Source organism: Streptomyces sp. NPDC093018 (assembly GCF_040684035.1).
GTDB lineage: Bacteria > Actinomycetota > Actinomycetes > Streptomycetales > Streptomycetaceae > Streptomyces > Streptomyces murinus.
Window position 1 is genome coordinate 56,462 of sequence record NZ_JBFBFF010000010.1, and the last position, 24,369, is coordinate 80,830.

Genomic DNA, 24,369 nt, shown 5'->3' on the forward strand with positions numbered 1-24,369 from the left:
CGTCCGCTCTGTCAGGGACTCTCCATGGGGGACAGAGGCATGATCCGCATCAAGGCACGGGCACCCACCGCGCGAGGCGCCGTGCTTCCCACCCTCTGGGGCGCGCTCGCGGTCGCCTACAAGTTCGGCTGCCCGCTCGCCACCCAGGAGCGGCTCGGCGCCCGTATCGCCGCCAGCGTCGTGTTCTTCGGGGTGGGCATCGGGCTGCTGGTCCATGTACGGCGCGCCCTGCTGCGGGAGTTGCGGCTCGCCCGGCGGGCGGCGCGGGTCGCGCAGGGCGTCGTGCTGCGGCCGCCGCCCCCGCGGCTCGACGGACTCGGTGTCGCCGCGGCCCAGTTGTCCGCCGACCGGGGCGCGAGCGTCGGCGGCGATCTGTACGAGGCCATCGCCACCGAGCACGGGGTGCGGGTGGTGATGGGGGACGTACGCGGGCACGGTCTGGACGCCCTCGGCACCGTCGCCGCCGTCCTCGGCAGCTTCCGCGAGGCCGCCCATGACGAGGCCCGGCTCGACGGTGTGCTGCGCAGGCTGGAGCGGGCGCTGGCCCGGCATCTGCGGGAACGGGCCCGCGCCGAACACCCCTCGACCGGGTGCGCCGCCGACCTCGACCACCCCGTCGCCGAGGAGTTCGTCACCGTCCTGCTCCTGGAGATCGGCCGGGACGGCGCGCTCGGCGTCCTCAACTGCGGGCACCCCTGGCCGTACCGGCTCACCGGCACCGCCGTCGAGCCCCTGACCCGCGCCGAACCGCTGCCCCCGCTCGGCCCGTTCCCGCTCCCGGCGGACCTCGTCCCGCACCGCTGTGAGCCGTTGCGGCCCGCCGAGTCGCTGGTGCTGTTCACCGACGGCGCCGAGGACGTCCGGGACGCCCGGGGCCGGTTCTTCGCCCTGCCCGACGCGCTGCGCACCGCCGTACGGGATCAACCGGCCTCGCCCCAGCGGGTGTTGCGGGCCCTCTTCACCGCGCTGCTGCGGCACACCGGCGGCACTCCCACCGACGACGTGGCCCTGCTGGTGCTGCGCAATGAGCGGGGACCGGCGCCGAGGGCGCGGGAGCCGGCCCGGCCGGCCACCACCACGCACGGCTGATGGTTCCCGCCAGGCCACCGCTGTAGGAGGGGGAGCCGGTGACCTGGCGGGCCTCTTGAGGAGGACCACCAGTGAACCGGCACGGCCACGCTCCGCGACAGCGCGCGCACGCCCCGGATGCGGGCATTCGGTTCACACCCCGTGTGAAGGCAGGGCCACTACGCTGACGGCATCAGGCACTCGGGGGTCATCCCATGCAGCCCAACACGCTCCTTGACGCCATCCTGGACGAGGCGGGGATCTCGCACGCCGGTCTCGCCGCCCATGTGAACCAGGCGGGGCGCCGCCGGGGCCTCGCGCTCCGCTACGAACACACCGCCGTGGCCCGGTGGTTGAAGGGCCAGCGGCCGCGCGGCCAGGTGCCCGACCTGATCTGCGAGGTGCTGGCCGCCCGGCTGCACCGCCCCGTCACCCTGGACGACATCGGTCTCGGTGTGCCCGGCCGGCCCGGCACCGGCTCCGCCGGCACCCTGTCCGGCTTCGTGGAGCGGGCCACCGCCCTGTGGCGCTCCGACGAACAGCAGCGCCCCCATGTGCTGGGCGCCCCGGCCGTCACCGGCACCCCCGCCGTGATGCCCGTATGGGAGTGGGAGAACCCGCCGGAGGACACCGATGTGTCCCGGGGCGGCAGACACCGGGTCACGGCGGCCGACATCGAGACGCTGCGCGCGGCCCGCGCCCACTACGAGCAGATGTACCGCAAGGCCGGTGGCATCGCGACCCGCGCCCGGATCGTCGGCTTCCTCAACACCGAGGCGGCACCCCTGCTGCGGGGCAGCTACACCGACGCCACCGGCCGCCAACTGCACCGTGCCACCGGCGGGTTGGTCGCCGTCGCCGGGATCTGCGCCTACGACTCCGACGCGCACGGACTCGCCCAGCGCTACTTCCACCAGGCGCTGCGCCTCGCGAAGGCCAGCGGGGACCGGGGACTTGGCGCCTATGTCATAGCGCTGCTGGTCAACCAGTCCCTTTTCATGCGGGAGTTCCGGCAGGCGGTGGCCTTCGCGGAGGCCGCGCTGCGCACCGCGGGACGGCACATCACCCCCGCGCTCGCCTCCGACCTGTACGCGATGCAGGCCAAGGCGTACGCGCATCTGGGCGACGCGGGCAGCGCGCTCGCCTGCATCCGGCGGGCGGAGAGCGCGGCGGAACGCATCCGGCGCGGCCATGAACCCGACGAGACCGGCTATGTGCAGCCCGGCCTGGTCAATGTGCAGGTCGCCGAGGCACTGCTCAGCCTGGGTGAACTCGCCGCCGCCCGGGAGCACGCGGCGGCCGCCGTGGACAACCCCGCCCACGACCGGGGCCGGGTGCACCGGCTGGCCATGCTCAGCACCATCGAACTGCGCCAGGGCAACGCGGAGAAGGCCGTGGTCACCGCCGTGCAGATGGCCGAGCAGGCGCGCGGCATGGAGTCCCAGCGGCTGCGCGACCGGCTGCGCGCGGTGCGCGAACATCTGGCGCGCTGCGGGTCGCCCGGCACCACCGAGGCCGCCGAACTCATCGACGGAGCGCTGCGCGTGCCCCTGTAGACGCCCTGTGGGCGCACGGCCGCTGCTGCGATATTGCCACCTACCCCCCGAAAGGTGGCAGAACCGTGCAGTGGACGAAACAGAACGAACAACCCGTGTATGAAAACCGCTGGTTCAGCGTCAAACTCGCAGATGTCCAGCTGCCCGACGGCCGGCATCTGGACCACTTCCTCATCCGGATGCGCCCGGTGGCCGTCGCCACGGTCGTCAACGAGGCCAATGAGGTCCTGCTGCTGTGGCGGCACCGCTTCATCACCGACAGCTGGGGCTGGGAACTGCCCGCGGGCGTCGTCGAGGACGGCGAGGACATCGCGCGCGCGGCCGCCAGGGAACTGGAGGAGGAGACCGGCTGGCGGCCGGGGCCCCTGCACCACCTGATGACGGTGGAGCCGTCCAACGGCCTCACCGACGCCCGGCACCACATCTACTGGTCCGACCGGGGCGAGTACCTCGGGCACCCCGTGGACGACTTCGAGTCGGACCGCCGGGAGTGGGTGCCCCTCAAGCTCGTCCCCGACCTGATCGCCCGCGGGGAGGTCCCGGCCGCCAACATGGCGGCCGCGTTACTGCTGCTGCACCACCTCAGGCTCGCCGAGGGCTAATGGGCGCGCAGGGCCGACCAGACGGTCACCACGAGCGCGCCGAGCGCGGTCAGCGCGGCGAGCGAGGGCAGCGGCCACCGCGTGTGTTCCAGCGAGACCATACGGGAGTTCAGCTCGTCCAGCTCCTTGGCGGTCTCCTCGGTACGGTGACCGAGCAGTGCGAGTCCGCCCTCGACCCGGGCGTAGGCCACGTCCAGTCGGCGCCGTAACTCTGCGAGTTCTCCATGGACCACGGGATGCTCCGGATCGCCGGTCAAGGGTCCACTCCTTTCCGTAGTCGAACGGGGGGTTCCGCACCCCCTTGCATGCGCATGAAGAGTGAACTCGCCTGGTGGTCGCGTGGGGAGCGTGTGCGCTGCGCGGCTGCGGGCCCGGCGCGCACACGGTGTGTGAAACGGATGCGCCCGGCACCGAATCCGGTGCCGGGCACGTCTGTTGGTGGCTGTGTGTGATGCCGGGGCCGCGTCGACTCACACGGAGCCCGGACGGCCCGAGCCCGCTTTCGGCAGCTCATGGTCCCAGCGGAAGAAGCTGACGGCGGCGTGCAGCGCGAGCGCCACCGGTACGGCGAACAGAACGGGCCACGGCACCACGCCGAGCGCGGCCAGCAGGCAGAGGACGGGAAGGGCGAGGAGCGTGGGGAGCGTCGAGGCCAGGGCGAGGCGTATGCGGGTGCGACGGTTCACGAGGAGACTCCTTGGACACAGGGGGCGTGCGGGCCGGCCGAACCCGGCGGGCGCAGGCCGGGCGGGGCGGTGGCGGCCGGGGCGATGGCGGGCTGGGTGATGGCGGGCGGTGGTCAGGTGGCGCTGTGGCGGGCGCGGTCCAGGTACTCGGCCAGCTCGCGCCAGTCGTCGGCCGGGGCGCCCGGATCTCCCGACATGGCGGCCGGGTCGTCGTGCCAGGCCGCCCGCACACCGGCGGAGATGCCGCCGTCGCCGCCGGTGAACAGGGTGCTCAACTCGTCCATGCGGGCCACCAGCCGGCGGACCTCCCGATCCGTGGCGGGAGTTCCGGCCGCCCGGAGGCGTTCGGCCCTGCGGTACAGCTCGGGCCATTCGATTTCGAGCAGGTAGTGCATCGCGGGTCCCAGCGCGGCGGCACGGGTCTTCAGGACCTGAATCTCGTCGGCGTCCAGGTGGCGGTCCAGGATGTGCTCGCCCTCCGGGCCGGTGCCGCCGATCGCCCGCAGCGCGTCGAGCAGGTCCGTGGTCCCCGGAGCCTGGCCGGCGGACAGCTCCGCGCCGAGCCGCGTGAGCCGCTCGCGCAGGACACCGAGCGCGGTGATGGACGCCTCCACGCCGGCCAGATGATCCCGGACCAGCCGTGCCGGGTCGACGCCCGCGTCGAGGCAGACGGCGATGGTGTCCAGTGCCAGGCCCAGGCTGCGCAGGGCCAGCACCTGATAGAGGCGGACGAGATCGTCCTCGCCGTACTCCCGGTGTCCGCCCGCGGTGCGCCGGGAGGGGCTGAGCAGGCCGATGGTGTCCCAGTGGTGCAGTGTGCGCACGGTCAGGCCGCTGGCCTCCGCCAGCCTGCCGACTTTCCAGGTGGTGGACGTAGTCATGGACTCACTCTGCATCCTCACATCGCGTGAGGTTCAAGCCCCGGCCGCGGGCAAGGCTCTCCCCAGCACAGAGGGCCGCCCCCGGATCACGGGTGGCGGCCCTCTCGACGTGCCGTGTGCGGGTCAGCCGTAGGTGTAGAAGCCCGAGCCCGTCTTGCGGCCCAGGCGGCCCGCCTCGACCATGCGCTGGAGCAGCGGGGGAGCGGCGTACAGCGGCTCCTTGTACTCGGCGTACATCGAGTTGGCGATGGAGACGATGGTGTCCAGGCCGATCAGGTCGGACAGCTTCAGCGGGCCCATCGGGTGGGCGCAGCCCATCTCCATGCCGTTGTCGATGTCCTCGCGGGAGGCGATGCCCGACTCGAACATCCGGATCGCGGAGAGCAGATAGGGCACGAGCAGCGCGTTCACCACGAAGCCCGAGCGGTCCTGGGCGCGGATGGCGTGCTTGCCGAGCGCCTTCTCGGCGAACGCCTGGGCGCGGCTGAGGGTGCCCTCGGAGGTGGTGAGCGCGGGGATCAGCTCGACCAGCTGCTGCACCGGGGCCGGGTTGAAGAAGTGGATGCCGACGACATGGTCCGGGCGCGAGGTGGCGACCGCGAGCTTCACCAGCGGGATGGAGGAGGTGTTGGAGGCCAGGATCGCGTCCGGCCGGGTCACCACCTGGTCGAGGACCTGGAAGATCTCGGTCTTCACGGCCTCGCTCTCCACGACCGCCTCGATCACGAGGTCTCGGTCGGCGAACTCGCCGAGGTCCGTGGTGAAGCTGAGCCGCGCCTGGGTGGCGTCCCGCTCCTCCACGGAGATCTTGCCGCGCTCGGCCGCCTTGGACAGGGAGTTGTGCAGCCGGGTACGGCCGATCTCCAGGGCCTCGCCGGTGGTCTCGGCGACCTTCACGTCCAGGCCCGCGCGGGCGCACACCTCGGCGATGCCCGCGCCCATCTGGCCGCAGCCCACGACTCCGACGCGCTCGATGTCGGTCACATCGTCCCCTTCGCTGTTCTCCGGCTTGGCTGGCAGACCTCCGGGTTTCGGCGCCTGCTCCGATCGTGCACGTTACCGCGAAGTATCGATGATCGATCGTCTGGGTGCGGGCATTCTTGGCCACGGAGACCATCCGTGACCGAGCGGATCCGGACCGTCAAGGAAAGTGGCCGATGGAACCCATCTCACGCCGGGCCTTCGCCCTCGCGACGCTGTCGGCGCTGACCACGACCGGATGCGGGGCGGCGGCGACCGGAGCCGCGGAGATCAGGCCGCCGGTCGGGAAGACCGGGGCCGAGGGCGCCACCGGCGTCCGCGCGGCCACCGAGATGCGGGGCGTGTGGATGGCGACCGTCGAGAACCGGGACTGGCCCTCCCGCCCCGGCCTGACCGCCGCCGCGCAGGAGAAGGAGCTGATCGCCCATCTCGACCGGGCGGTCCGCGACCGGCTGAACACCGTGCTGCTCCAGGTGCGGCCCACCGCCGACGCGCTGTGGCCCTCGCCGTACGAGCCGTGGTCCCGATTCCTCACCGGCACCCAGGGCCGCGACCCCGGCTGGGACCCGCTGGGCACCGCCGTGCGCGAGGCCCATGCCCGGGGTCTCCAGCTGCACGCCTGGTTCAACCCGTACCGGATCGCGAACCACACCGACCCGGGTCTCCTCGCCGCCACCCACCCGGCGCGCGTCCACCCCGACTGGGCGGTGCCGTACGGCGGCAAGCTCTACTACAACCCGGGCCTGCCCGAGGTGCGCGCCTTCGTCCAGCGGGCGATGCTCGACGCGGTCGCCCGCTACCCCGTCGACGCGGTCCACTTCGACGACTACTTCTACCCCTATCCCGAGGACGGGGAGAGCTTCGCGGACGACGAGGCGTACCAGCGCCACCGGGGCGCCTTCACCAGCCGGGCCGACTGGCGCAGGAACAACATCGACCTGCTGGTCCAGGAGATGGCGGCGGGCATCAAGCGGGTCCGGCCCGGTACCCGGTTCGGGATCAGCCCCTTCGGGGTGTGGCGCAACGCGGCCACCGACCCGCTCGGCTCCGACACGGACGCGGGCGCGCAGACGTACGACGACCTGTACGCCGACACCCGCACCTGGGTCCGGGAGAACCGGATCGACTACATCGCGCCCCAGCTGTACTGGGAGATCGGTGCGAGCGGCGCGGACTACGCGACGCTGCTGGACTGGTGGGCGCGGACCGCCGAGGGGACCGGGACCCGGCTCTACATCGGCGAGGCCCTGTACCGGGCCGGAGCGTCCGGCGCGGACGGGCGCCCCGCGGCCTGGCAGGACCCGGCGGAGCTGACCCGGCATCTCACCCTCGCCGCCCGCCGTCCGCAGGTGGGCGGGCACATCTTCTTCGCCGCCCAGGACGTGGCGAACGACCCGATCGGGGCGATGCGCCGCGTGGTCGCGGACCACTACGCGCAACCGGCGAGCCCGCCCCGCTGAACCGGCGCAGGCATCGGGGGCATCGGTTGACCCCCGGTGCCTATCGCTGCCCGTCCTCCTTGTGCTTGACCTGGCAGTCGGGCCCCGGCGACATGATCGCCTCGTGCCCGTCCGTGAACCGGACCCGGTAGGGCGGATTGCCCTCCTGACCCATCACTTCGACGACTTCGGACTCCTGGTCGTGTTGGCCGACCACCCTGCCGTGCTGGACAAGCCGGTCGCCCTTGGATGCGCGCATCTCCAGGCCCTCCTCAACGATCACGACCGCTGGGTGACGGCGATGCACACGAGTACGGCGACGGCGGTCAGGGGAGCGGCCGCCGTGAAGTGTTCGCCCAGCAGCAGCGCCGACCACACCAGTGTGAGCAGGGGCTGAGCCAACTGCAACTGGCTCGCCCTGGGCACCCCGATGGCCGCCATCCCCCGGTACCAGACGACCAGTCCGAGGAACTGCGAACCCAGCGCCACCCAGAGCAGTCCGGCGATCCCGTGCGCGGTCACCCGGTACGGCTCCTGCGACAGCGCCAGCGCGGCGGCCGGCAGCGTCAGCGGCAGGCACAGCACCAGCGCCCAGCCGATGACCTGCCAGCCCGGCATCTCCCGGGCCAGCAGTCCGCCCTCGGTGTACCCGGCGGCGCACACCAGCAGGGCCGCGAACAGACAGCCGTCGGCCGCGGTGAGCGCGCCCCCGCTCTGCATCACCGTGAACGTGAGCACCGCCACCGCGCCCGCCACCGCCGCGAGCCAGAACCGGCGGGAGGGGCGGTGGCCGGTGCGCAGCGCCGAGCAGACGGCCGTGGTCAGCGGCAGCAGGCCCACCACGACGGCCGCGTGCGCGGTGGTGGAGGTGCGCAGCGCCAGTGTGGTCAGCGTCGGGAAGCCGAGGACCACGCCGAGCGCCACGACGGCGAGGCCGCGCAGCCGGCGCCGCTCGGGCGGCCGTACCTTCAGGGCCAGCAGGGCGCCGCCCGCGACCAGGGCGGCCAGGACGCTGCGCACGGTCACCAGCGTCCAGGGGCCGAAGCCCTCCAGGCCCCAGGCGGTGGCCGGGAAGGTGAGGGAGAAGGCGGCGACGCCGAGGGCGGCGAGCGCGGTGCCGAGGGTCCGGTGCTCCGGCCGGGGAGCGGTGACCGCTATCGGTCCGGCATCAGTAGCGCTACTCTGTATCTTCATGCAAGAGCGTAGCAGCGTGGGTGAACTGGCGGAACAGCTGCGAAGGGAGCTGGACCGCTACTCACCAGGTGGAAAGCTGCCGTCGAGCCGGGCACTGGTCGAACGGTTCCGGGTGAGCCCGGTGACCGTCTCGCGGGCCCTCGCCCAGCTGGCCGCCGAGGGCCTTGTCGTCACCCGGCCCGGCGCGGGCGCCTTCCGGGCCCGGCCGCGCACCCCCGAGACACCGGCCGGGGACACCTCCTGGCAGGAGGTCGCGCTGAGCGCCGACGGCGCCGCCGACCTCGTACCGCGCACGGTGGACGCCACCGGGGTCACCGTCTCGCTCGCCGCCCCGCCGCCCGGGGTGCTGGAGTTCAACGGCGGCTATCCGCACCCCTCGCTCCAGCCCGAGCGGGCCATGGCGGCGGCGCTGGCCCGCGCGGGGCGGCGGCCCGGTGCCTGGGGGCGGCCGCCGCTGGAGGGGCTGCCGGAGCTGCGCGAGTGGTTCGCGCGGGAGATCGGCGGCACGGTCACCGCGGCCGAGGTGCTGATCGCGGCGGGCGGTCAGTCCGCGCTGGCCACCGCCCTGCGCGCGCTCGCCCCGCCCGGCGCCCCGGTGCTGGTCGAGTCGCCCACCTACCCCGGCATGCTGGCCCTCGCCCGCGCGGGCGGACTGCGCCCCATCCCGGTGCCGGTGGACCGCGACGGCGTACGGCCCGAGCTGCTCGCGGACGCCTTCCGGGCCACCGGCGCCCGGGTGTTCGTCTGCCAGCCCCTCTTCCAGAACCCGACCGGCGCGGTCCTCGCCCCCGCCCGGCGCGCCGAGGTGCTGGGCATCGCCCGCGCGGCCGGCGCCTTCGTCGTGGAGGACGACTTCGTACGGCGCCTGGTGCACGCCGACGCGGGCCCGCTGCCCCGCCCGCTGGCCGCCGACGACCCGGACGGCGTGGTGGTGCACGTCGGTTCGCTGACCAAGGCGACCTCGCCCAGCTTCCGGGTGAGCGCGCTCGCCGCGCACGGCCCGGTGCTCGAACGGCTGCGTGCCATCCAGGTGGTGGACTCCTTCTTCGTGCCCCGCCCGCTCCAGGAGGCCGCCCTCGAACTGGTCGGCTCACCGGCCTGGCCCCGCCATCTGCGCACCCTGTCGGGGGAGTTGAAGGAACGCCGGGACGCGATGACGGGCGCGCTCGCGCTGCGGCTGCCCGAACTCGCCCTGCCGCACGTCCCGTCCGGCGGCTACCACCTGTGGGCCAGGCTGCCGGAGGGCACCGACGACGACGCGTTCAGCGCCGCCGCCCTGCGCGCGGGCGTGGCCCTCACCCCGGGCCGCCCCTACTTCAGCGCCGAACCCCCCGCGCCCTACGTCCGGTTGAGCTTCGCGGCGGTGGCGGGCCTCGGGGAGATCACGGAGGGGGTACGGCGGCTGCGGGCGGCGTGCGACGAGGTGCTGTAGCGGCCCACCACGGGGAGTCACCGCTGCTGGTAGGCGAGTTAACGGTTCGACCCCGCGGGCGGGGCCTGCGACGATCGCGGGATGAGTGACGCATCCCGGCTCCGGCTCCCCGACGGCTACGAGTTCTCCACCGACACCGCCCGCGTCGATGTCGACCTGGTCCACCGCTGGCTGTCGACCGACGCCTACTGGGCGGGCGGCCGCACCCGCGAGAAGCACGAGGAGGCCATGGCGTCCTCGATCAACTTCGGGGTCTACGACCGGGCCTCCGGCGCGCAGGTCGCCTATGCGCGCGGGGTCACCGACCGGGCGCTGTTCGCCTGGCTCGCCGATGTGTACGTCGACCGCTCGGTGCGCGGCAAGGGCGTGGGCACCGCCTTCGTCGCCGGTGTCCGCGACCACCTCGCGTCCTTCGGCGTCCGCCGGATCCTGCTCGCCACCGCGGACGCGCACGGGGTCTACGAGCGGCTGGGCTTCACACCGCTGGAAGACCCCGGGACCTGGATGGTCCACCGCTTCGAGTGAGCGGGCGCTCACCGCCGGTACATCACCGGCGGAAAACCTTGACCTGTGCCCGTCACGGCCGCACCATCACCGCATGCCACTGAGGGTGACGTTCGTCGCCGCCGCGCGGAGTGCGCCGCTGCTCGCGGAGCGGTTCGACGACGACCGGCCGCTGGACCAGGCCGGCTGGGACGAGGTGCGGCGCGCCGCCGACGAACTGGTGCCGCTGGCCGCCGCCGAGCTGCGCTACTGCTCGCCGACCCCCCGCAGCCGCGCCACCGGCGACGCCCTGGGCTATGCCCCGCTGGCCCAGCTCGCGCTGCGCGACTGCGACATGGGGCGCTGGCGCGGGCTGACGCTGGGCGAGGCGATGGCCCGGGAACCGGCGGCGGTGGACGCCTGGCTCGCCGATCCGCGCGCCACCCCGCACGGCGGCGAGTCCCTGCTCGCCTTCATCTCCCGGGCCGGCGGCTGGCTGGACACCCGCCCCGCCGACGACGGCGCCCGGATCGTCGCGGTGGCCGAGCCCGCGGTGATCCGCGCGGCCCTCGTCTACGCCCTGAAGGCCCCGCCCGCCACCTACTGGAACCTCGACATCCGCCCCCTGTCGACCACCACCCTGACCGGCCACAGGGGCCGCTGGAACCTCCGCTTCGAGAGCCCGGCCGTACGGGCGTCCTAAGGTCTTGCGCCCGCACCGGGACGGGCTCGCGGGGTCATGACGTCCTGGCGATCAGCGCCGCGGCGCCCAGGAAGACCAGCCCGACGAGCAGCGTGAACACCACCGGGCCCACCGTGTGCCGCCACATCGACACCCGCGCGTTCTGCGGGTCGTACGGCAGATACACCACCGGCACCTGCCGCCCGGTCGGCAGGGACATGCCGCTGCCGCGCATCTTCGTGGTGAACTCCACCCGGTAGCCGCGCTGATCGGCGAAGGCGATGACCGGCGCCCAGGTCGGGCCCGAATCCCGCCTCTGCACCCGTACGTTGTCCACCACGACGCCCCAGACCCGGATCCCGTGCCGGCGCAGCCGCCACACCACCACGGTCTCGCGCAGCGCGACGCCCAGGAGCAGCACGCCGATCGCCCCGCACAGCGCGATCCCGAGGAATCCGTCCAACACGTCGCCGCCTCTTCCGTCCCGCCCGTGCCCTCGTGTCCACGGAGACAGGGGACGCGTCGCCCGCGCGGGCGGTTGCGGCCACGCGGGACCGAACGCCCGGACCGAACGCCCGGACCGGACCGCCGAGTTCGCCGGGTTCAGCCGCCGAAGTACTGCTGCGCCGCCCGTACGCCCTCGACCAGCGCGTCCACCTCGGCCAAGGTGTTGTAGACGTAGAAGCTGGCGCGGGTGGTCGCGGGAATGCCGTAGCGGCGCACGATCGGGCGGGCGCAGTGGTGGCCGACCCGGACGGCCACGCCCCGGTCGTCCAGGATCTGGCCGACATCGTGCGGATGGACGCCGTCCACGGTGAAGGAGACGGCCGAACCCCGGTCGGTGAGATCGGCGGGGCCGACCACGCGGACGCCCGGGACCTCGGCCAGCCGTTCCAGGGCGCGGGCGGTCAGCGTCTCCTCGTACGCCGCGACCTCGGACATGCCGAGGCGCTCCAGATAGCCGATCGCCGCCGCGAGTCCCACCGCCTGCGCGGCCATCGGGACGCCCGCCTCGAAGCGCTGCGGGGGCGGCAGGAAGGTGGTGCGGTCCATCTCCACGATCTCGATCATGGAGCCGCCGGTGAGGAACGGCGGCAGCGCGCCGAGCAGTTCGGCACGGCCCCACAGCACCCCGATGCCGTTCGGGCCGAGCATCTTGTGCCCGGAGAAGGCGAGGAAGTCCGCGCCCAGCTCTCGCACGTCGACCGGGCGGTGCGGCACGGACTGGGCGCCGTCCACGACCACCAGGGTGCCGAACGCATGGGCCCGGTCGGCGAGTTCGCGCACCGGGTTGAGGGTACCGAGCACATTGGACTGATGGGTCAGGGCGAGCACCTTGGTGCGCTCGTCGAGGAGTTCGCCGATCCGGGTGAGGTCCAGGCGGCCCTCGTCGGTCAGCCCGAACCAGTCGAGCGTCGCCCCGGTGCGCCCGGCGAGCTGCTGCCAGGGCACCAGATTGGCGTGGTGCTCCATCTCCGTCACCACGATCCGGTCGCCGGGGCCGATCCGGCCGGCGTTGCCGAGGGCGTAGGCGACGAGGTTGATGCCCTCCGTGGTGTTCTTGGTGAACACCACCTCGTCGTCGGCGGCGCCGATGAACCGGGCCACCGCATGCCGGGCGCCCTCGTACGCCTCCGTCGCCTCGCCCGCGAGCTGATGCGCCCCGCGGTGCACGGCCGCGTTGCGCGTGACGTAGTAGTCCCGCTCGGCGTCCAGGACCGCCAGCGGTTTCTGCGTGGTCGCCCCGGAGTCCAGGTAGACCAGCGGCGCCCCGCTCTCCAGCGTCCGCCCCAGGATCGGGAAGTCCTCGCGCAACGCGCCCGCGTCGAAGGCCACAGCGTCTCACCTCTCACGGCTTCGTGACTGTTTCTCCGTGAGGCACGCTCATCCCGCCTCACGGAGAAGCACAAGGATTACCATGAGAGCCGTGGATCAAGAGACCCCCGTCTACCTGCACCGGCTCCCCGTCCCCGGCGAGGACCGCTACACCTGCCTGGCCCTGGTCAACAGCCGGTTCCGGGTCAGCCACGGCCAGGTCGACCTGCTCGACGGCGCCGAGGCCGCGCATCTGTGGCTGGTCCGGCACGGACTGCTGCCCGACCGGGTGCCGGTGAACGGACGCCAGACCGGCCGGCTGTGCGCGCTGCGGGAGGCGCTGCGGGCCCTGTTCGAGGCGTACGAGCGGGGCGGTCCGCCGCCCGCCGAAGCCCTCGACGCCCTCAATGCCGCGCTCGCCGCCGCCCCGGCCACGCCCCGCCTCGTCTGGAGCGCCGAGGGGCCGCGCCGGGACGACGTCCCCGACGACGGCAACCCGGCCGCCGCCGCGCTGTCCCTGCTCGCCGAGGACGCCACCGAACTGTTTACCGGGAGCGACGCGGCCCAGCTCGCCGAGTGCGCGGCCCAGGGCTGCGAGCGGTGGTTCCTGCGCTCCCACGGCGCCCGGCGCTGGTGCACGACCCAGTGCGGCAACCGGGTCCGGGCGGCCCGCGCCTATGCGGCCCGCAAAAGCACGTCACCTTGAAAACACCTGCGAATAACATGCAGGAAAGGTCGAGTTTCCCGGCCGGACATCAAATTCCTTAATTTTGCACGGCGTTCGGTGTAAAAAGCATCAACTTCCGTTGAGGGCACAACCGATCGGAATGCTGTCCCGTCTAGGTTGGCGAAATCCAAGGTGAATTCGCTGGGGGGTCTGCCGACCGATGGACCGTTCGACCGTGCCGGGTGCGAGGTGCCGGGCCGCCGCGGCACTCGCCGCCCTCGTGGCGGGCGTGGCATTGTGCGCCGGTGATCTGCTGGCCCGCGACTTTCCCTTCGGCTCCCGCACCCGGGGCGTCAATGACCTGGGCAATCAGTACGTGCCCCTGCACGCCCACCTCTGGGACCTGCTGCACGGCAGGGCGGACGGCGGGCTGCTGGTCAACTGGCAGTCCGGGTACGGCTCCAGCTTCCTGCCGGACTTCGGCACCTATCTCTCCAGCCCGTTCGCACCGCTGGTCGCGCTCTTCCCGCGCGACCGGATCGACCTCGCGGTGTACGCGATCACCGTTCTGAAGATCGCGAGCGCCGCGGCCGCGATGGCCTGGCTGCTGCTCCGGCTGCGCCCCGGCCGCTGGTGGGCGGCGGCGCTGCTCGGGGCGTCGTACGCGCTGTGCGGCTGGACGCTCGCCGCGGACTACAACCCGATGTGGCTCGACGGGCTGATCGCGCTGCCGCTGCTCTGCCTGGTCGGCGAGTGGGCCCTGGCCGGCCGGCGCCTGGTCCCCGGGGTGCTGATCGTCGCGCTCGCCTGGAGCGCCAACTTCTACACCGCCTACATGGCCACCCTCGGCGCCGGACTCGTGCTGCTGGTACGGCTGTCGCTCGCCGCCCCACCGCGCCGGCAGGCCCTGGCCGCCGCCGGCCGTGCCGTGCTCACCGTCGTCCTCGGCATGGGCCTCGCCGCCCCGCTGCTCACGGTCGTCTACCTGGGCACCACGCACGCCTACCCCGGCCGCCTCGCCCGATTCCATCCCGTCCCGGCCGAGAACCTGCTGGCCCGGCTGCTCCCGGCGACGTACGACTACAGCTCCCCGGCGCTCTACGTCGGCACCACCGCCCTGCTCCTCGCCCTCGCCCTGCCCTTCCACCGGGCCGTCCCCGGCCGGGTCCGCGCGGGATGGACCGCGCTGGTGCTGCTGGTGGCCCTCTCCCTGCAATGGGCGCCCACCAGCCTGGCCTGGCACGCCTTCGCCGTCCCGCAGGGCAGCTCCTACCGGCAGAGCTTCGTGCTGTGCGGACTGCTGGTCATCGCCGCCTGGCACGCGCTGTCGTACGGCCCGCCGGGGCTGCCCGCCCTCGGCGCGGCCGGGGCCCTGCTCACCCTGACCGTCGCCGCCGCGAGCCGCACGAACCTGGTCCACGCGCACACCTGGCCGGTGCTGCTGCTCGGCGTCGCCGGGGCGCTCACCGGGCTGCTCCTGCTGCGCCGCAGCGGTCAGCGGGGGCGGCTCGCCGTGCTGGCCGTGCTCGTCCTGCTCGGCGCGCAGACGGGGGAGAGCGCCGCCAGTGCCGCCGTGGCGAGCGGGCTGCGCCTCAAGCACCTGGACGACTACGCGCCCTGGGGCGAGCGGCAGCGGCTCCAGGCCGCCGCGATCGCCCGCGCCGACGGCTGGCCCCGCTACCGCACCGACCCCGGCCGCGAACAGACCGTCGCCAACGACCCGTTGGCGGTCGGCGGCCAGGGCGCCGCCTACTACAGCAGCCTGACCTCCGACGTCCTGACCCGCACCCTCACCGCGCTCGGCGGCGGCTGGACCTCGGGCGGCCGGGGCGTGCAGAGCCTCGACAACGCCGTCACGGACGTGCTCTTCTCAGTCGGCGCCCGGGTGCACAGCCCGCCCGACCCGCACCAGACCCACCGGCCCGAGGACACCGCCGCGCCGACCGTCACCCGGCGGGACGTGCCGCCCCTGGTGACCGTGCGGGCCCGCCCCGACGAGGCGCCCTTCGGCTCCTCGCCGTACCGCAACCAGGAACTGCTGCTCGGCAGCCGCGTCTACACCGTGCCCCGCGTCACCGTGCGGGGCGACGACGGGAGGCAGGTGGCCGGCCGCTGGGTCGGCTCCGGGAACGCGTTGACCGGGCCGACGATCACCACGAGCTGCCCGCCCGGCACCCAGGTGAATCTGTGGGCGCCGCACTTCTCCGGGACCGCCCGGCTCACCGGGGACACGGACGTCGCCGTTTTCCGGTTCACGAACGGGCGTGCCCTGGCCGCCATGGAGCCGCTGGGCCGCGCCCCCGCCTCCGGGCGGGTACGGATCGACCTGGTCCCCGACCGGCCCGGCCGTATCCCGCCCGGCGCCGTCGGCTGCCTGGACACCGCCCGGCTGAGCACCGCCGCCGCCCGCCTCAGGGCCACCGGCGCCACCTCCGTCACCGTCTCCGACGACACCGTACGCGCCCAACTCCCTGCGAAAAGCACGGGGCTTGCCGTCCTCGCCGCGCCCCGCATCGCCGGCTGGCGCTGCGCCGCGGGGGACGGCCCGGCCCGCCCCGCCCGGCAGTACCACGGACTGATCGCCGTCCCCCTTGACGGCACCGAGACCAGCCTGACCTGCACCTTCCACCCACCCGGCCTGCGCCTCGGCACGGCCGTCGGCCTCGCCTCGCTCGCGGCACTGCTGCTGCTCACCGCCGCGACCGCCGTCCGCCGCCGACGCCTGCCGACACCCGCCCCAACCACACCACCGGCACCGCGCGAACGCGTGACAGCCGCGCCCTGACCGCGATCCGACCGCGCCCCTGGGGGACCTCCGCCATGCTGATATCGATCGTCGCGCCCTGCTACAACGAGGAAGACGTCCTGGAACGCTTCCACGAAGCCGTCCAGGAGATCGCCGACGAACTGCTGCCGCTCGGCCACGACATGGAGTTCGTGTACGTCGACGACGGCAGCCGCGACCGCACCCTCACCGTCCTCGAACGCCTCGCCGCCCGCGACCAGCGGGTGCGTTACGTCTCCTTCAGCCGCAACTTCGGCAAGGAAGCCGCCCTGTTGGCCGGGCTGCGGCACGCCTCCGGCGACTCGGTCGTCGTCATGGACGCCGACCTCCAGCACCCGCCCGAGCTGATCGCCCGCATGGTCCGGCTGCGCGAACAGGGCTACGACCAGGTCATCGCGCGCCGCACCCGCACCGGCGACCGCCTCACCCGCACCCTCACCGCCCGCCTCTACTACCGACTCGTCAACCGCCTGGTCGACGTCGAACTCATGGACGGCGTCGGGGACTTCAGGCTGCTGTCCCGCCGGGTGGTGGACGCGGTGCTCGGCCTGACCGAGTACAACCGCTTCTCCAAGGGCCTGTTCGCCTGGGTCGGCTTCCCCAGCACCACCTTCGCGTACGAGAACGCCGTGCGCGAGGCCGGCAGCAGCTCCTGGAACCTGCGCGGACTGCTCGACTACGGCCTGGACGGCGTCCTCTCCTTCAACAACCGCCCGCTGCGCGCCGCCCTCTGGCTCGGCATCAGCCTGCTGCTGTGCGCCGGTCTCTACACCGCCTGGATCGTGGTCGCCGCGCTGCTGCACGGAGTGCAGACACCCGGATATGTCACCATCATCACCGCGGTCACCGCCCTCGCCGGTGTACAGATGGTCATGCTGGGAGTGATCGGGGAGTACACCGGGCGCATCTACTACGAGGTGAAGGGCCGCCCGCACTTCCTGGTGAAGGCGACCAATGTGGAACGGACGAAGGATCTCATTCCTTGATAGCGCGACAGATCATCACCTTCGCCGTGGTCGGCGTGCTCAACACGGCCGTCTACTACGGCCTTTACCTGCTCTTCCTCACCTGGCTCCCCTATCTCGCCGCGCATGTTCTCGCATTCGCGCTGAGCATGATCGGTTCCTTTTTCCTCAATGCGCGGTTCACCTATCGCATCCGTCCGACCTGGCGGAAATTCCTGCTGTTCCCGCTGACCAACGCGGCGAATTTCGTGATCACCACGGTGGGCGTGTACGTGATCGTGGACGTCCTGGGCGCCGGCAGCCGCTTCGCCCCGCTGCTCGCCTCGGCGGCGGCGATCCCGATCACCTTCGTGGTGTCCCGCTGGATCATGCTGCCGGGCGCGTCGCCGCGGGTGGCGGTCGAGGAGTGACCGCGGCCGCCCCGGGCGGCCGAGCGGGGACAGGGCCATCACGGCGGGGCAGACCGAGCCCGCCCAGCTGCCCGGCACCGGCGTGGAGCGTCAGGACGGCGAAGAGCGGCAGCACCACCAGGCTTGTGTGCTCGCCCAGTTGGGAGACCGTCTGACCCGCCCACAGCCGGCGGAAGTCGCGGTCGCGCCACAGCCCCGACGGAGCACCGGACACGGCGGAGGCGGACGGAGAAGAGGAAGCGGACGGCACGGGTGAGGGCCCCTCGGAGTACCGAAGACGGGTCCCGCCGGCCGCTTCGGGCAGCGGGAAGGAAGGGCTCGCGGTGCCGCGCGTTCAGGGCGGCACGCGATGACCGGCCGCTCTCACGGCCACGACGTCAACGCGCGCCCGGACGACCGACCATGTCCTCGCTCCTCCCAGGTCACCGACCGCACGCACCCCAGCCCTCGCCCGGCGCCCCCCGAAAGCCGATTACGCGGCGGCTCAGGGCAGGGCGAGCACGCGGAACTCATGCCCCTCCGGGTCGGTCAGACAGGTCCACGGGGCGTCGCCCTGTCCGAGGCCGGGATCGGTGGCGCCGAGAGACCGCAGCCGGGCCGTCTCCGCCTCCTTGTCGTCACCGGGGTACGGCAGCAGGTCGAGACGGACGCGGTCCGGTGCGGTCCTTCCCCCGGGTGTGCGGAGGAATTCGAGGTAGGGGCCGGTGCCCTCGGCGGAGCGCAGCACCGCGAGACCGTCGCTCACCCGGTGCACGGTCCAGTCCGTCGCCGCGCCCCAGAACCGGGCCATGGCCCGCGGATCCGCGCAGTCGACCACCACCGCGGCGATCGGCCCGGTGTCCCGGTAGACCTCCCGGGGCTCCAGCACACAGAACTCATTGCCCTCCGGATCGGCGAGGCACCGCCACGGCACGTTGCCCTGGCCCACGTCGACGGGCGTCGCGCCGAGTTCCGTGAGGCGTGCGACCAGCTCCGCCTGGTGGGCCGGGGAGGTGGTGGCGAGATCGAGGTGCGTACGGTTCTTCACCGGCGGTTTGGGCTCCGGCACGGGCACGACCTCGATGCCGAGGGCGACCAGGTCCGGCCGGACGAGGCCGCCCGCGGGCCCGACATGGGCGGTCCCCCCGGAGCGGTACGCGCTCCGGCCGAGCGCCGCCGCCCAGAACCGGCCGACCGCCGGGGGATCGAGGGCCTTGATGTTCACCTGGACGGGTCGCAGCGCCATGCCGGTGATCCTATGCAGCCGCGCCCCGACGTCCTCCGGCCTCGCACGGGACGCCGTGGCCCGCGCCTGGGACGACGGGCACGTTCGCCGGTCCCGGCTGACCATCCGGCCTGAGCACGCGTACTCAGCCGCGCCGCGCGGACGTCCCGGCACGGTGTGCCCATGGCGGACACCCTCCCCGAACGACCGGCCCGGCGCGACCTCGATCCCGGGGTTCCGGCAGCCGGGAGCCGCGTCAGCATGGTCCCCGGTGCGCCGCCCCGCCCCGTCGGGCGCCGCCCCCCTGCCGGCCGCGGTGGTCGCGGCTACTTGGTGGTGTGCGTCGGGTAGACCTGGACGTCGGTGTAGGCGCCCTTGATCGCCCCCGCGCCCGTGGGCCACTTCAGGGTCACGGTGTGGGTCTCGTTCGGGGGCGTGACCAGGATGTCGGTCGGGGACGCGAGGCTCTTGCCGCTGGGGTCGATGTCGTAGGCGATGTCGAAGACGGCGGCGTCGCCGGGCTTCAGGGTGGTGACACGCGGCTGGGCGGGGCCGCGCTCGATGGGGCTGGAGGTGTGGTCGGCGTCCTTGATGTCGACGCCCGCGAAGCCCGTCGCCGAGCAGGTGGTCGAACCCCGGTTGACCATGGTGACGTCGATCCTGCCGGACGCCTTGTCGGGCGAGGCGTTCGCGGCGTCGATCGCCAGGTCCGCCGTCCTGCAGAACGTGACCTTGCCGCTGGTCGCCGTCCCGCCGCTCGTGCTACCGGTCCCGGCCTTGCCGCTCCCGCCGGAGGACGACGCCGACTGCCCGGCCGCCGAGCCACCGGAGCCCGAGCCCCCCGGCTGCGAGCCACCCTCGGAGGACGAGGAGCCCGAGGACGACGCCGAGGACGCATCCGTGGGCGCGGACGAGGCCGCGGCGCCCTTCGAGGACGTGTCCTTCCCGGAGTCGTTGCCGCAGGCGGTGAGCGAGAGGGTGGCGACGAGGCCGAGGGCGGCGAGAGCGGTGATTCGCGTGGTCTTCACGGTGTTTCCCCCAGAAACAGTGCACTGCGCGTGGTCGGGAACCTTTGTATCCCGCAGCCAGCTACGGGCGGTTCTCTACGATGTCCTTGTTCGGTCACGGCCCGCAGCGGCCGTCGCCGGACCGCCCCCTGCCTCCGCATAACTCATTGCATAAACGTGCAGAGATGCGTATAGTCATGCCATCCAGAGGAGGACGGACATGGCGGTACGTGCGGCGGTTGCCGGAGCGAGCGGATACGCGGGCGGAGAGGTCCTGCGGCTGCTCCTCGCGCACCCCGAGGTCGAGATCGGGGCCCTGACCGGGAACTCCAACGCCGGGCAACGGCTCGGGGCGCTTCAGCCCCACCTGTGGCCGCTGGCCGACCGGGTGCTGGCCGAGACCACGGCCGAGAGCCTCGCCGGGCACGACGTGGTCTTCCTCGCGCTGCCGCACGGCCAGTCCGCCGCCGTCGCCGAACAGCTCGGCCCGGACGTGCTCGTGATCGACATGGGCGCCGACTTCCGGCTGAAGGACGCGGCCGACTGGGAGAAGTTCTACGGCTCCCCGCACGCCGGCACCTGGCCCTACGGCCTGCCCGAGCTGCCCGGCGCCCGCGCCGCGCTCACCGGCACCAAGCGGATCGCCGTGCCCGGCTGCTACCCCACCGCCGCGACCCTCGCCCTCTTCCCGGCGTACGCGGCGCGGATCGCCGAGCCCGAGGCCGTGATCGTCGCCGCCTCCGGCACCTCCGGCGCGGGCAAGGCACCCAAGGCGCACCTGCTGGGCAGCGAGGTCATGGGCAGCATGTCGCCGTACGGCGTCGGCGGCGGCCACCGGCACACCCCCGAGATGATCCAGAACCTCGGCGCGGTCGCGGGGGAGCCGATCACCGTCTCCTTCACGCCGACCCTCGCCCCGATGCCCCGCGGCATCCTCGCCACGTGCAGCGCGAAGGCCGTCCCCGGAGTGGACGAGCAGACCGTGCGCGCCGCGTACGAGAAGGCGTACGCCGACGAGCCGTTCGTCCACCTGCTGCCCGAGGGGCAGTGGCCCGCGACGGCCGCCGTCCACGGTTCCAACGCCGTTCAGGTGCAGGTCGCGTACGACGCGGCCGCGGGCCGCATCATCGCGATCAGCGCCATCGACAACCTGACCAAGGGCACCGCCGGCGGTGCCGTCCAGAGCATGAACCTCGCCCTGGGTCTCACCGAGACCACCGGGCTTTCCACGATCGGAGTCGCACCGTGAGCGTCACGGCAGCCAAGGGATTCCGGGCGGCCGGTATCGCCGCCGGGATCAAGCAGAACGGCAACCCGGACCTGGCCCTCGTGGTCAACGACGGGCCCCGCCGTGCCGCCGCCGGCGTCTTCACCGCCAACCGCGTCAAGGCCGCGCCGGTGCTGTGGTCCGAGCAGGTCATGAAGAGCGGCCAGGTCTCCGCCGTGGTCCTCAACTCCGGTGGTGCCAACGCCTGTACGGGCCCCCAGGGTTTCCAGGACACCCATGCGACGGCCGAGCAGGCGGGCGAGGTCCTCGGTCGCGGCGCCATCGAGGTCGCCGTCTGCTCCACCGGCCTCATCGGCGTCCTGCTGCCCATGGACAAGCTGCTCCCCGGCATCGGCACCGCCGCCGCCCAGCTGTCCGAGCACGGCGGCGAGAAGGCCGCCATCGCCATCAAGACCACCGACACCGTGCACAAGACCTCGGTCGCCACCGGGCCCGGCTGGACGGTCGGCGGCATGGCCAAGGGCGCCGGCATGCTCGCCCCCGGCCTCGCCACCATGCTGGTCGTCATCACCACCGACGCCGATGTGGACGACGCCACCCTGGACAAGGCCCTGCGCGCCGCCACCAAGGTCACCTTCGACCGCGTCGACTCCGACGGCTGCATGTCCACCAACGACACCGTGCTGCTGCTCTCCTCCGGCGCCTCCGGCATCACCCCGGAGTACGACGCCTTCGCCGAGGCCGTACGGCAGGTCTGCGACGACCTCGGCCGCCAGCTCATCGGCGACGCCGAGGGCGCGAGCAAGGACATCAAGGTCGAGGTCGTGGGCGCGGCCAGCGAGGCGGACGCCGTCGAGGTGGGCCGCTCCATCGCCCGCAACAACCTCCTCAAGTGCGCCCTCCACGGCGAGGACCCCAACTGGGGCCGCGTCCTGTCCGCGATCGGCACCACGAGCGCCGTCTTCGAGCCCGACCAGCTCAACGTCGCCATCAACGGCGTCTGGGTGTGCAAGAACGGCTCCGTCGGCGAGGACCGCGACCTGGTCGACATGCGCTACCGCGAGGTCCACATCGTGGCCGACCTCGCCGCCGGCACCGAGACCGCGACGATCTGGACCAACGACCTCACCGCCGACTACGTCCACGAGAACAGCGCCTACTCCTCATGACCACGACCCGTAAGCACACGGCCCTGCCCAAGGCGCAGATCCTCGTCGAGGCGCTGCCCTGGCTGACCCGGCACCACGGAAAGACCGTCGTCATCAAGTTCGGCGGCAACGCCATGGTGGACGAGGAGCTGAAGGCCGCCTTCGCCCAGGACGTCGTCTTCCTGCGGCACGCCGGACTCAGGCCGGTCGTGGTGCACGGCGGCGGCCCCCAGATCAGCGCCGCCCTCGACCGGCACGGCATCGTCAGCGAGTTCAAGGCGGGCCTGCGGGTCACCACCGCGGACGCCATGGACGTCGTACGGATGGTGCTCGCCGGACAGGTGCAGCGCGAACTGGTCGGCCTGCTCAACCAGCACGGCCCGCTCGCCGTCGGCCTCACCGGCGAGGACGCGCACACCATCACCGCCACCAAGCATCTGCCCGAGATCGACGGGGAGCTGGTCGACATCGGGCGCGTCGGCGAGATCACCGCGATCGACACCGGCGCCATCGAAGCCCTGCTCGCCGACGGCCGCATCCCGGTCGTCTCCTCCATCGCCCGCAGTCAGGACGACGGTCATGTCTACAACGTCAATGCTGATACGGCGGCTGCGGCACTCGCTGCGGCCCTTGGCGCCGAAACGCTCATGGTCCTCACCGATGTCGAGGGCCTCTACGAGGACTGGCCGCACTCCGACGAGGTGATCAGCCGCCTCACCGCCACCCAACTGGAGAAGCTGCTGCCGGAGTTGAGCTCCGGCATGGTGCCCAAGATGCAGGGCTGCCTGCACGCGGTGCGCGGCGGCGTGCGCACCGCCCGCGTCATCGACGGCCGGGTACAGCACTCCATCCTGCTGGAGATCTTCACCGACGAGGGCATCGGCACCATGGTCGTGCCCGACGAGCCCGAAGGGGACACACAGTGACGGGGCACCAGACCGGCAACCAGGACCTGACCCGGCGCTGGCAGGGCGCGCTCATGGACAACTACGGCACCCCCCGCCTGCCCCTGGTACGCGGCGCGGGCACCACCGTGTGGGACGCCGAGGGCCGCGCGTACACCGACTTCGTGGGCGGCATCGCCACCAACGCGCTCGGCCACGCCCACCCGGCGATCGTGGACGCCGTCAGCAAGCAGATCGCCTCCCTCGGCCATGTCTCCAACCTGTTCATGGCCGAGCCGCCCATCGCGCTCGCCGAACGGCTGCTCCAGCTCTTCGGCCGCGAGGGCCGGGTGTTCTTCTGCAACTCGGGCGCCGAGGCCAACGAGGCCGCCTTCAAGATCGGCCGGCTCACCGGGCGCACCCATGTCGTCGCCACCGAGGGCGGCTTCCACGGCCGTACGATGGGCGCCCTCGCGCTCACCGGGCAGCCCGCCAAGCAGGACCCCTTCCGGCCGCTGCCCGGCGATGTCACCCATGTCCCCTACGGCGATGCCCAGGCCCTGGCCGCGGCCGTCACCGACGAGACCGCCCTGGTGATCATCGAACCGATCCAGGGCGAGAACGGCGTGGTCGTGCCCCCGGCCGGCTATCTCAAGGCCGCCCGCGCCATCACCGCCGCCACCGGCGCCCTGCTGGTCCTGGACGAGGTGCAGACCGGCGTCGGCCGCACCGGCACCTGGTTCGCCTACCAGGCCCACGAGGGGGTGCTGCCCGATGTGGTCACCCTCGCCAAGCAGCTCGGCGGCGGCCTCCCGCTCGGCGCCACGGTCGCCTTCGGCCGCGCCGCCGAACTGCTCCGGCCCGGCCAGCACGGTACGACCTTCGGCGGCAACCCGGTCGCCTGCGCCGCGGGCCTCGCCGTCCTCGACACCATCGAGGGCGAGGGACTGCTGGAGAACGTGAAGCGGCAGGGCGAGAAGCTGCGCGCGGGCATCGAGGCGCTGGGCCACCCGCTGGTCGGCCATGTCCGGGGTGCGGGCCTGCTCCTGGGTATCGTGCTCACCGGGCCGCGCGCGCACGAGGTGCAGCAGGCGGCCCAGGAGGCCGGCTTCCTGGTGAACGCCCCCGCCCCCGACGTCGTACGGCTCATGCCTCCGCTGAACCTGCGCGACGACGAGGCGGGCGCCCTGCTCCAGGCGCTGCCCGGCATCCTCGACGCAGGCGGGGACGGACGATCCGGAGAATGAGACGA

General features: G+C 72.9%; 25 protein-coding genes and 1 pseudogene. 15 read left to right on the plus strand and 11 right to left on the minus strand.

The genetic code is table 11. From position 1 onward, the window contains the following. The first annotated feature begins 39 nt into the window (after positions 1-39). The 3 genes from AB0N90_RS22480 to AB0N90_RS22490 all read left to right on the plus strand — a co-directional run bounded on the left by AB0N90_RS22480 (position 40) and on the right by AB0N90_RS22490 (position 3,226). Positions 40-1,089: a PP2C family protein-serine/threonine phosphatase gene (locus tag AB0N90_RS22480; protein ID WP_365199224.1), complete on the plus strand. Its 1,050-nt coding sequence runs from the start codon at positions 40-42 to the stop codon at positions 1,087-1,089. A gap of 194 nt (positions 1,090-1,283) precedes the next feature. Next, the gene (locus tag AB0N90_RS22485) at positions 1,284-2,624 is read left to right on the plus strand and encodes a transcriptional regulator (RefSeq protein WP_365199226.1); all 1,341 of its coding nucleotides are present in this window, start codon (positions 1,284-1,286) and stop codon (positions 2,622-2,624) included. A gap of 65 nt (positions 2,625-2,689) precedes the next feature. Then, positions 2,690-3,226 (plus strand): NUDIX hydrolase, encoded by a 537-nt coding sequence (locus AB0N90_RS22490; protein WP_365199228.1) that lies wholly within the window; start codon positions 2,690-2,692, stop codon positions 3,224-3,226. Here AB0N90_RS22490 and AB0N90_RS22495 read toward each other — a convergent pair. From AB0N90_RS22495 to AB0N90_RS22510, 4 genes are all read right to left on the minus strand, one after another. Beyond that, positions 3,223-3,483 (minus strand): hypothetical protein, encoded by a 261-nt coding sequence (locus tag AB0N90_RS22495; RefSeq protein WP_037651194.1) that lies wholly within the window; start codon positions 3,481-3,483, stop codon positions 3,223-3,225. The genes AB0N90_RS22490 and AB0N90_RS22495 overlap by 4 nt on opposite strands. Positions 3,484-3,696: 213 nt before the next feature. Continuing rightward, a complete protein-coding gene (locus AB0N90_RS22500) occupies positions 3,697-3,912 on the minus strand; it encodes a hypothetical protein (RefSeq protein WP_085562463.1) in 216 nt (71 codons plus the stop codon). A 113-nt stretch (positions 3,913-4,025) separates the two neighbouring features. Beyond that, positions 4,026-4,793 carry a MerR family transcriptional regulator gene (locus AB0N90_RS22505; protein WP_365199231.1) on the minus strand — a complete coding sequence of 256 codons (768 nt, stop codon included), beginning with the start codon at positions 4,791-4,793 and terminating at the stop codon, positions 4,026-4,028. Positions 4,794-4,916: 123 nt separating this feature from the next. Further along, a complete protein-coding gene (locus AB0N90_RS22510; protein ID WP_037651192.1) occupies positions 4,917-5,777 on the minus strand; it encodes a 3-hydroxybutyryl-CoA dehydrogenase in 861 nt (286 codons plus the stop codon). Positions 5,778-5,950: 173 nt separating this feature from the next. Between AB0N90_RS22510 and AB0N90_RS22515 the strand changes: the two genes are divergently transcribed. Then, positions 5,951-7,234, plus strand: coding sequence for a family 10 glycosylhydrolase (locus AB0N90_RS22515; RefSeq protein WP_365199234.1), 1,284 nt, complete (start codon positions 5,951-5,953; stop codon positions 7,232-7,234). 40 nt (positions 7,235-7,274) lie between these two features. Here AB0N90_RS22515 and AB0N90_RS22520 read toward each other — a convergent pair whose 3' ends face one another. Both AB0N90_RS22520 and AB0N90_RS22525 read right to left on the minus strand, forming a co-directional pair. Further along, positions 7,275-7,472, minus strand: coding sequence for a DUF1918 domain-containing protein (locus tag AB0N90_RS22520; RefSeq protein ID WP_037651188.1), 198 nt, complete (start codon positions 7,470-7,472; stop codon positions 7,275-7,277). Between the two features lie 20 nt (positions 7,473-7,492). Continuing rightward, on the minus strand, positions 7,493-8,407 hold the full coding sequence (locus tag AB0N90_RS22525; RefSeq protein ID WP_365199237.1) for a DMT family transporter: 915 nt from the start codon (positions 8,405-8,407) through the stop codon (positions 7,493-7,495). On the opposite strand from AB0N90_RS22525, the gene AB0N90_RS22530 reads away from it, so the two are divergent. From AB0N90_RS22530 to AB0N90_RS22540, 3 genes are all read left to right on the plus strand, one after another. Further along, positions 8,406-9,839 (plus strand): PLP-dependent aminotransferase family protein, encoded by a 1,434-nt coding sequence (locus AB0N90_RS22530; protein WP_365199240.1) that lies wholly within the window; start codon positions 8,406-8,408, stop codon positions 9,837-9,839. The two genes, AB0N90_RS22525 and AB0N90_RS22530, sit on opposite strands and share 2 nt — an antisense overlap. 81 nt (positions 9,840-9,920) lie before the next feature. Further along, entirely contained in the window at positions 9,921-10,364 is a 444-nt protein-coding gene (locus AB0N90_RS22535; protein WP_365199242.1) for a GNAT family N-acetyltransferase, read from the plus strand. A 73-nt stretch (positions 10,365-10,437) separates the two neighbouring features. Next, complete coding sequence (locus AB0N90_RS22540; protein WP_361680155.1) at positions 10,438-11,025, plus strand: histidine phosphatase family protein; 588 nt, start codon at positions 10,438-10,440, stop codon at positions 11,023-11,025. A gap of 34 nt (positions 11,026-11,059) precedes the next feature. On the opposite strand, the gene AB0N90_RS22545 is transcribed toward AB0N90_RS22540, so the two are convergent. Together AB0N90_RS22545 and AB0N90_RS22550 are read right to left on the minus strand one after the other, a co-directional pair. Beyond that, complete coding sequence (locus tag AB0N90_RS22545; RefSeq protein WP_365199245.1) at positions 11,060-11,470, minus strand: DUF3592 domain-containing protein; 411 nt, start codon at positions 11,468-11,470, stop codon at positions 11,060-11,062. A gap of 137 nt (positions 11,471-11,607) precedes the next feature. Further along, entirely contained in the window at positions 11,608-12,840 is a 1,233-nt protein-coding gene (locus AB0N90_RS22550; RefSeq protein ID WP_365199248.1) for a cysteine desulfurase, read from the minus strand. 82 nt (positions 12,841-12,922) lie between these two features. On the opposite strand from AB0N90_RS22550, the gene AB0N90_RS22555 reads away from it, so the two are divergent. The 4 genes from AB0N90_RS22555 to AB0N90_RS22570 all read left to right on the plus strand — a co-directional run bounded on the left by AB0N90_RS22555 (position 12,923) and on the right by AB0N90_RS22570 (position 17,646). Then, positions 12,923-13,525, plus strand: a complete 603-nt coding sequence (locus tag AB0N90_RS22555; RefSeq protein WP_365199251.1) for an ABATE domain-containing protein — start codon at positions 12,923-12,925, stop codon at positions 13,523-13,525. Positions 13,526-13,706: 181 nt separating this feature from the next. Continuing rightward, positions 13,707-16,271: a YfhO family protein gene (locus AB0N90_RS22560; RefSeq protein ID WP_365199253.1), complete on the plus strand. Its 2,565-nt coding sequence runs from the start codon at positions 13,707-13,709 to the stop codon at positions 16,269-16,271. A 35-nt stretch (positions 16,272-16,306) separates the two neighbouring features. Beyond that, positions 16,307-17,257 carry a glycosyltransferase family 2 protein gene (locus AB0N90_RS22565; RefSeq protein ID WP_365199256.1) on the plus strand — a complete coding sequence of 317 codons (951 nt, stop codon included), beginning with the start codon at positions 16,307-16,309 and terminating at the stop codon, positions 17,255-17,257. Then, positions 17,254-17,646, plus strand: coding sequence for a GtrA family protein (locus tag AB0N90_RS22570; protein WP_361680137.1), 393 nt, complete (start codon positions 17,254-17,256; stop codon positions 17,644-17,646). The genes AB0N90_RS22565 and AB0N90_RS22570 overlap by 4 nt, the downstream gene beginning before the upstream one ends. Before the next feature lie 55 nt (positions 17,647-17,701). On the opposite strand, the pseudogene AB0N90_RS22575 reads toward AB0N90_RS22570, so the two are convergent. From AB0N90_RS22575 to AB0N90_RS22585, 3 genes and pseudogenes are all read right to left on the minus strand, one after another. Continuing rightward, a pseudogene (locus AB0N90_RS22575) lies at positions 17,702-17,896 on the minus strand (MFS transporter); the annotation flags it as partial. A gap of 234 nt (positions 17,897-18,130) precedes the next feature. Beyond that, on the minus strand, positions 18,131-18,871 hold the full coding sequence (locus AB0N90_RS22580) for a VOC family protein (RefSeq protein WP_365199258.1): 741 nt from the start codon (positions 18,869-18,871) through the stop codon (positions 18,131-18,133). Positions 18,872-19,176: 305 nt separating this feature from the next. Next, positions 19,177-19,878: a DUF4232 domain-containing protein gene (locus AB0N90_RS22585; RefSeq protein ID WP_365199260.1), complete on the minus strand. Its 702-nt coding sequence runs from the start codon at positions 19,876-19,878 to the stop codon at positions 19,177-19,179. A 199-nt stretch (positions 19,879-20,077) separates the two neighbouring features. Here AB0N90_RS22585 and argC point away from each other — a divergent pair, with 199 nt between their 5' ends. From argC to AB0N90_RS22605, 4 genes are read left to right on the plus strand one after another with little or no spacing between them, the layout of a single operon-like run. Further along, positions 20,078-21,106 (plus strand): N-acetyl-gamma-glutamyl-phosphate reductase, encoded by a 1,029-nt coding sequence (gene argC, locus AB0N90_RS22590; RefSeq protein ID WP_365199262.1) that lies wholly within the window; start codon positions 20,078-20,080, stop codon positions 21,104-21,106. Beyond that, positions 21,103-22,254, plus strand: coding sequence for a bifunctional glutamate N-acetyltransferase/amino-acid acetyltransferase ArgJ (argJ, locus tag AB0N90_RS22595; RefSeq protein WP_365199264.1), 1,152 nt, complete (start codon positions 21,103-21,105; stop codon positions 22,252-22,254). The genes argC and argJ overlap by 4 nt, the downstream gene beginning before the upstream one ends. Next, positions 22,251-23,159 carry an acetylglutamate kinase gene (gene argB / locus AB0N90_RS22600; protein ID WP_361680122.1) on the plus strand — a complete coding sequence of 303 codons (909 nt, stop codon included), beginning with the start codon at positions 22,251-22,253 and terminating at the stop codon, positions 23,157-23,159. Before argJ ends, argB begins: the two co-directional genes overlap by 4 nt. Continuing rightward, the gene (locus AB0N90_RS22605; RefSeq protein WP_365199267.1) at positions 23,156-24,364 is read left to right on the plus strand and encodes an acetylornithine transaminase; all 1,209 of its coding nucleotides are present in this window, start codon (positions 23,156-23,158) and stop codon (positions 24,362-24,364) included. The genes argB and AB0N90_RS22605 overlap by 4 nt, the downstream gene beginning before the upstream one ends. Positions 24,365-24,369: the final 5 nt, after the last annotated feature.